Raw genomic sequence first — 7322 nt, 5'->3', positions numbered from 1 at the left:
CATGAAATCAGACATTAGTGCCCACTGCTGACCTAGTCACCAACGCAGGGTTAATGGGTGGTGCCGAACATTAGCGACGGTGTTGCCCCAGTTCGGGGCCGTACCTACTTGCAGGTGTCGTCGGCGGCGTTGACGTGCTCCAGATCCGAGGGCAGTGGGACCGGTGCCGCACTCGATACCGTGACCGACACATTCGAGATCGGATCACCGACCGGCGTCGGAGCCTTCACCGTGCCCGCGTAGTCGGCGCCGATCACGACCTCAACGATGCCGCCGAGATCCTTCGCTTCCTCCATGGTCGCCCCGGGCAGGGAGCTGGCCACGGTGGCCGCCTCGGCCTCATGGCCGGACCCGAAGCGGATCCTGGTGGCGACCTCGGAATTCCCGCCGGAGTAATTGCCGGTGTTGTAGATCTGGAAGCCCTGGTTGCCGAGTTTGGTCGCCGCCTTATTGGCCACGCCCGGCGTCCCCGAACCATTGGAGACCAGCAGCGACACCGTGCCCGGATCGACCGCGAACAGCTTCGGCGGCGCCGGTTGGGCCGACGGGATCGATCCGGGGGCCGGAGCCGACTTCTTCTCGCCCGGCAGTGGCTGGTCATCGATGACGGCGCGGAAGATCGCCTTGATATCGGACTCGCGGGGGATCTCATTGCCGTATGAGGTGGTGCCCGCGGTCGGGATGGTCAGGAAGGTGACCGCGCCGGCGTCGACCTTCTGCAGCGAACGACCCAAGGTTAGTAGATCGGTGGGCTGGACCTTGTCCACGAAGGTGTGGCTGGTGAACGCGGAGATGAAACCGTTCAACTTGCCGGGATCAAAGAGCACCCGGCTCGACAGCGCACCGCGCAGCAGCGAGGCCAGGAACCGCTGCTGGCGGTTGATCCGGTCGTAGTCACTGCGTTCCTCGCCGTAGACGTGCCTGGCGCGCACGTAGTTGAGTGCGGTCGCGCCATTGATGCGCTGTCGGCCCGGATTCTCCAGCACGGTGCCGAGGATGCCGTCCTGGATCGGCTTGGGGGTGCAGACATCGACGCCGCCGACCTGGTCGACCATCGCCTCGAAACCGGCGAAGTCGATGCCGATGAAGTGTCCGATGCTCAGGCCGGTCATCTTCCGGATCACATTGACCAGACACTTCGGTCCGGCGAGTGCGTATACGGCGTTGAGCTTGTCACCCATGGCCGAGGGAAACACCTCGCTGGTGTACTCGGCCTTGTCGTTGTCCCAGCCGTTGCACTGCGGCCGGGTGACGTCCAGGTCGCGCGGGAACGAGACGACCACGACGCGCGAGCGGTTCTTGGGGATGTTCACCAGCATGACAGTGTCGGCGCGGGCGCCCTCGGCGTCGTCGAGCGTGCCGGCGCCCACCTGTCCGTTGACACCGGCGCGGGTGTCGGTGCCGACGAGCAGGTAGTTCTCATCGCCGAGCTGTGCGCCCGAGTCGACGACATCCTCGGGATGGTCGTCGAGCGCGGAGACCTGGGTGAAGCCGTTGGCGGTCGAACGTAGATAGCTCCAGCCCGCGCCGGTAACCAGCAGTGAGACCACCGCGCAGATCGTCATGGTGGCCCGGCCGGCCAGTTGCAGCCGCTTATTGCGGCGCTGCCGACTCGCAGCGAGCCGGGACAGGCCGACGCGGGTCGATGCCGCGGCCGTCTTGGGGGCCTCAGAATCGGTGGTCGGCCAGCCGTTGGCGCGCTTTTTGGCGGGCGGGGTGTCCTCGACCGGGGGAATGACATCGGTGACGACCTCGGGCGGCTCATTCTCGCCGGACGCCGTCGCGGTACGGCGCTTCGCGGGGTGGGCGGCCGTCGAGGTACCCGCGATGTCGTCGACAACCGCGGAGGACCCGGCTCTGCGAGTGGTGCCGGACGCGCGAGGCGGCGCGTCCGCCTTGCTGGCCGCTGGGGTACTCGATGTGCGGGGCGGTGCGTCGGCCTTGCGCCCGGCCGGGATGCCCGACGTGCGTGATGGTGCGTCCGCTTTCGGCCCGGCTGGCATGCCCGATGTGCGGGGTGGTGCGTCGGCTTTGCGTCCGGCTGGCATGCCCGATGTGCGGGGCGGTGCGTCGGCCTTGCGCCCGGCCGGGATGCCCGATGTGCGCGATGGTGCGTCGGCTTTCGGCCCGGCTGGCATGCCCGATGTGCGGGGTGGTGCGTCGGCTTTGCGTCCGGCTGGCATGCCCGATGTGCGCGGTGGTGCGTCCGCCTGACGTCCGGCAGGGGCGCTCGATTTGCGCGGCGGCATATCGGACTGGCGCGCGGAGTCCGCGGCCCGGGACGGGGCGGATTCCGGGGGTTTCGGAGCGGCGCTCTCGGACTGCCGCCTGCGTCCGGAGCGTTCGTTGTCGACCTTCTGGACCAGGTCCTGAACCGTCAGCGGGGCCGAGCCGGGTTCGGAATCGTTATGTCGGGCTCTGCGGGACGACCGTGCGCCGTCCCGGTCGGTGTAATCCGCCGTGGGATAGCGCTCCCACGGGGCGCGACCTCCGGGCCGTGGCGACTGCCCGTGCCGATCGTCACCCACTAACGAACCTCGCTTTTCGTCTCTGCTGCCGTTTCGGCCGCTTTCGACCGGCATGACCGATTCCGCCAATGATAACGATTCCGCCACGGCGAGCCAGCCCAGTGCGAAATCAACAGGCCGCAGAGGTGTTTCGGAACTCCATGCGCGCTGGTGGGAGGGTTTTTGACGATCGGATTTCATTTCGAGTGCACACCGATCGCGCCGGTGTGACCGATGCACCTCGCACGAGACGATCCCGTAGCGATTGCTTGCAGGTCGGTCGAAAGGATCCCGTAGCGATTGCTTGCAGGTCGGTCGAAAGGATCCCGTAGCGATTGCTTGCAGGTCGCTCGAAAGGATCCCGTAGCGATTGCTTGCAGGTCGCTCGAAAGGGTCAGCCGCCGCTGTGCATCAGGTCGGCACCCGCCGGAACGGCCGGATCGTCCGGATCGTCGAGCCAGCCGTGCGGCAGCGCCACCTTGCCCGGTGACCCCTGGCGGCCGCGCGGACCTTCGGCATCGCGGGGGAACGGCGCGGTCGGGTCGAGTTCGCCGATGAGATCCTGCAATTGGGTGAGACTCGACACAGTGGCGAAGCTGCGGCGCAGCTCGGCGCCGACCGGGAAGCCCATCAGATACCAGGCCATATGCTTGCGCAGATCGCGCATGGCCTTGTCCTCGCCGAGATGTTCGGCGAGCAGCGCGCCGTGCCGGTATAGCACCTCGCCGACCCGGCCGAGATTCGGCGCCTCGGGCAGTGCTTGGCCGCGCAGTGCCGCCTGCAGTTCGGCGAACAGCCACGGGCGGCCGAGGCAGCCGCGCCCGACAACCACTCCGTCGCAACCGGTTTCGTCGATCATGCGCACCGCGTCGGCGGCGGAAAAGATATCGCCGTTGCCGAGCACCGGGATCGTGGTGACGGCTTCCTTGAGTCGGGCGATCGCGGTCCAGTCGGCGTGGCCCGAATAGCGCTGTGCGGCGGTGCGGGCGTGCAATGCGACGGCCTTGGCGCCCTCGGCCTCGGCGATGCGGCCGGCGTCCAGGTAGGTCAGGTGGTCATCGTCGATGCCGATGCGGAACTTCACCGTCACCGGGACACCGGCCGGTTCGGCACCCGAGACCATGGCCTTGACGATCTTGCTGAACAGCGCGCGCTTGTACGGCAGCGCCGCGCCCCCACCCAGCCGGGTGACCTTCGGTACCGGGCAGCCGAGATTGAGATCGATGTGATCGGCCCAACCCTCGCCGACAATGATCCGCACGGCCTCGCCGAGCGTGGCCGGATCCACGCCGTACAGCTGCATCGAGCGCGGATGCTCGTCCTCGTCGAAGGACATCATGTGCAGCGTCTTCTCATTGCGCTCCACCACCGCGCGCGCGGTGATCATCTCGCACACATAGATCGATGTGGAGCTGCCGAACTCCCGGCACAGCTTGCGGAATGCCAGATTCGTGATGCCCGCCATCGGCGCGAGCACCACCGCCGGATCGACCGGATACGGCCCGATCCGCAGCATGCTCTTGGCCTCAGCGGTAATAGTCACGCCCACCAGTGTCTCATCCGCCCCGAGGCAGCGCCGATGCCACCGCTGTCCGATATGCGCTGGCGCACGCCGGTTCGGCGCGATACGACCTATTGGTCGCGGAGTCTGCGGTGGTAGATCTCGCGTACGGCGGGATCGGGTTGGGCATAGGCCGTTGTCGCGCCGGTGAATTCGGCGACGAGCAGCTGGGCGCGGTAGGGCAGCAGCTGGGCCGACTTGATAATGGCCGCGAGTCTGCGCGGGACGGTGGTCAGCGGCTTGTTCGTCCGTACCGATCGCACGATCGCCTGCGCGACATCCTCCGGATCCACTGTGGTCAGCGGCGTGATCCAGTTCGGCATATTGGCACCGGCCGATAGTTCGGTGCGGACGATGCCGGGCAGCACCGCGCCGACGTGCACACCGTGCTCCTTCATCTCCAGGTGCAGCGCCGAGGTGAACCCGACCACTGCGTGTTTGGTCGCACAGTAGGTGGCCAGGCCCGGAAAGCCCTGTGTCCCGGCCAAGGACGCGATATTGATCAGATGTCCGCTGCCGCGGTCCTTGAACCGTTGGACCGCGAGCCGGGAGCCGTGGATCACCCCGTTGAGGTTGATATCGATGATCCGATCGGTCATCTTCTCGTCCTCATCAGCAAACAGGCCGGTCGGCATGATTCCGGCATTATTGACGAGTACGTCCAATGGCCCGAGTTCGCGGTCCACGGTGTCGAGGAATGCGGCGAAGGCGGCGCGATCGGTCACATTGAGCGGCAGACCGACGATCTTGGCATCCGGATCCGCACCCAACTCCGCCGCCGTCTTCGCCACCAGTTCGACATCGATATCGCCGATCGCGACCGCGGCGCCTGCCGCGAGGAATGCCTCGGCGGTGGCGCGTCCGATACCGCGCGCCCCTCCGGTGATCGCGACGACCTTGCCGGTGAGCGTCCCGTTGTCCTTCGATGTGCTGGACATGTCCTCGGCCTCCTACGGTCCTATGACTGTGGCCGGTCGGCGCAGCGCGCCGTCGGCGGCAATACCTTCAGTGTCGAGGTTTGCGGCCGGATCGTCGGCGGATTCGGAATAGCGTTCGAGCTGGCTGCGCACTCCCGGTGCGCCGAGGGTGCCAGGGCCTTCTCAGACGCCCTCAGTAGCCTGTTACTCGCGGGTATCGCCCGTGACCACCAGACTCATCGGAGAGGGCGAATGACGGAACGGATCGAGGGCACCGCATCAGCCGGGGACGGCGACTCCGGTATGGAGTCGGATAAGACTGCCGAGACGAGGGCATCCGATACGAAGGCCGATACGTCCGGGCAGCGGTCGGACCGGCAGTCGGGAACCGTATCGATTCGCGTCTCCACCGTGGTCACCGGCGCCGTAATCGGCGCATTGGTGATCGCAGTCGGCATATTGACCGGATTGCTGTGGTCGGCGCGCAGCGATCTCGCCGAGCAAAAGGATCGGGCGGCCGCGGATAAGAAGGCCGAACAGGTCGCCAGCGAATATGCGGTCGGCGCGGCCACCGTCAATTACCAGGACATCCCGTCCTGGGTAGCCAAGCTGAAGGCGAATACCGTTCCGCAGCTGGCGAATAAGTTCGATGCGACCGCGCCCAAGCTCGAACAGATTCTGGTTCCGTTGAAGTGGACGTCCACCGCCGCGCCGATTACCGCAAAGGTGATGTCGGAACAAGGCGGTGTCTACAAAGTCGACGTGTTCGTAAATGTGAGTTCGACGAATGCGCAGAGCCCGGAGGGCGCGCAGACAACGGTGACCTACAACGTCACACTGGATAAGAACTCGGACTGGAAGATCACCGATGTCGGTGGTGTCGACGGCGCACTGCCGATGAAGTAGGGCCGCCGCGAGTTTCGGCGGTTGAACCTAAAAACTCGCCGACGAGATCGGCGTTGCCGGATATAAACGCGCCGCCGCCGGAGAAATCCGGCGGCGGCGCGTTGTCGTTTGCGGGGTCGAGATCAGCTGGCGACCCCGGCCAGCTCGCGCTTCTTCGCCTCGCGGGCGAGCATGCGGTCGCGCTGCTCTTCGAACTTGATGACGTCCTGGCCCAGTTTCTCCAGGAACAGACCGAGCCGCTCGCGGACGGCCTCACCGCGCGCGGTGAAGTCGGTGCGCTCGAAGATGTTCCACTTCTTGAGCACCGGCTGCACCACCTCTTCGAGGTGCTGGCGCAGGTCGTAGATGCCGTGCTTGGCCATCAGCACGCCGTTGCGGCGGAAGTTGGGCATACCCGCGCCGGGCATCTGGAAGTTCTCCAGGATCAGAGTGATCGCCTCGAGCGCCTGGTCGGGGGACAGGTCGAGGGCCGCGCCGCACATGTTGCGGTAGAAGATCATGTGTAGGTTCTCGTCGGCGGCGACGCGCTGCAGCATGCGGTCGGCGATCGGATCGTCGCAGACCCTGCCGGTATTGCGGTGGCTGACCCGGGTGGCCAGCTCCTGGAAGGTCACGTACGCGACCGAATGCAGGAAGCCTGCATCGGCCTCGGTGGGGGAGGCGAAGCCGTTGGTCATGTGGACCATGCGCGCTTCCTCGAGCGCCACAGGATCGACGCCACGGGTGACAACGAGGTAGTCGCGCATGACGATGCCGTGGCGGTTCTCCTCGGCCGTCCAGCGGCCCACCCAGGTGCCCCAAGCGCCGTCCTGGGAGAAGTTCTCAGCGATCTCGCGGTGGTAGGAGGGCAGGTTGTCTTCGGTCAGCAGATTCGTGATCATGGCCGCCTTCGCGACCTCGTTCAGTCGGGACTGCTCGGGGTCCCAGTCCACGCCGCCGAGTGCCGCGAAGTTGCGGCCTTCATCCCACGGGACATAGTCGTGCGGATGCCATTCCTTTGCCATGGAGAGGTGCCGGTTGACGTTTTCTTCGGCAACCGGCTCCAACTCCGTGAGCAGCTCGAGTTGAGTCAGATCCCTTGCCATATACAAGCCCTTCATGTCTGCGTGGCGCTCTTGCTGGTCAGTCCCCTGGGTAGACCGTGTCGATGCGGCCATACCTTACGGCACCGTAGGTGTGATGCGAAACGCATCCGGCCGACAAAGAACACGTCGTGATAGACGTCATACGCCAACGTTGGCGTACGACAACCATCCCGAGTGTAGGGGGTTGGTCCGCGCGAGGGGTCTATCGCTATGGCCCGAGAGTCGTTAGCCCAGCGTGGGGCATCGCACAGAGTCGGGAGTGTCGGCGCGGGCGAGCTTCAGCGTTTTGCGCCCGAAAAGACCGTCCAGCATGCTTCCGAGCGCACCACCTGCGTTCTCGGCCAAC

Annotated in this window: 5 protein-coding genes; 1 reads left to right on the top strand and 4 read right to left on the bottom strand. The window is 65.9% G+C overall.

The genetic code is table 11. The features are described 5' to 3' along the window. Positions 1–104 precede the first annotated feature (104 nt). From ABZW16_RS42240 to ABZW16_RS42230, 3 genes are all read right to left on the bottom strand, one after another. Complete coding sequence (locus ABZW16_RS42240; RefSeq protein WP_354961785.1) at positions 105–2528, bottom strand: LCP family protein; 2424 nt, start codon at positions 2526–2528, stop codon at positions 105–107. A 373-nt stretch (positions 2529–2901) separates the two neighbouring features. Beyond that, positions 2902–4023: a tRNA dihydrouridine synthase DusB gene (dusB, locus tag ABZW16_RS42235; RefSeq protein WP_354961787.1), complete on the bottom strand. Its 1122-nt coding sequence runs from the start codon at positions 4021–4023 to the stop codon at positions 2902–2904. A gap of 116 nt (positions 4024–4139) precedes the next feature. Next, positions 4140–5006, bottom strand: a complete 867-nt coding sequence (locus tag ABZW16_RS42230; RefSeq protein ID WP_354961784.1) for an SDR family oxidoreductase — start codon at positions 5004–5006, stop codon at positions 4140–4142. Positions 5007–5237: 231 nt separating this feature from the next. Between ABZW16_RS42230 and ABZW16_RS42225 the strand changes: the two genes are divergently transcribed. After that, positions 5238–5891, top strand: coding sequence for a hypothetical protein (locus ABZW16_RS42225; RefSeq protein ID WP_354961783.1), 654 nt, complete (start codon positions 5238–5240; stop codon positions 5889–5891). Between the two features lie 122 nt (positions 5892–6013). Here ABZW16_RS42225 and ABZW16_RS42220 read toward each other — a convergent pair whose 3' ends face one another. Beyond that, positions 6014–6976, bottom strand: coding sequence for an acyl-ACP desaturase (locus tag ABZW16_RS42220; protein ID WP_354961786.1), 963 nt, complete (start codon positions 6974–6976; stop codon positions 6014–6016). Positions 6977–7322 lie beyond the last annotated feature (346 nt).

The organism is Nocardia sp. NPDC004604, assembly GCF_040609795.1.
In the GTDB taxonomy this organism is placed as follows: Bacteria; Actinomycetota; Actinomycetes; order Mycobacteriales; family Mycobacteriaceae; genus Nocardia.
Note: the sequence above shows the minus strand (reverse complement) of the source record. Positions and strands in the feature narration are given on the sequence as shown.